The sequence below is a fragment of the Natrialba sp. PRR66 genome (assembly GCF_034808065.1).
In the GTDB taxonomy this organism is placed as follows: Archaea; Halobacteriota; Halobacteria; order Halobacteriales; family Natrialbaceae; genus Natrialba; species Natrialba aegyptia.
The window spans coordinates 1-235 of the sequence record NZ_JAXHGN010000271.1 but is presented as its reverse complement, the minus strand read 5'-3'; the positions used below and the strand labels follow the sequence as shown (position 1 = coordinate 235).

General features: G+C 73.6%; 1 pseudogene. It reads left to right on the top strand.

What is annotated here, in order from left to right:
- Window positions 1–235: pseudogene (locus SM755_RS24195) on the top strand (hypothetical protein); the annotation flags it as partial.

Sequence of the window (235 nt, the reverse complement as noted above, 5' to 3'; positions counted from 1 at the left end):
CTCGAACTCGGCGAGGCGGACCTCGACGCGCCGGTCGAGCGGTTGCGCGGGCCCGTCGAGGAGTACGACGAGGCGGTCGTCGCGGCCTTCACCGACTACCGGACCGACGTGTCCGCGCGCGAGCTGCTGGAGTTCGCGGCGAGTGCGGCGCACTACCCGCTCGTGGGCGTGCAGGAGCCGCCGGCGGACCTCGTGGAGTACGTCGAGTCCCACGAGGCCGGCACCGAGACGGTGC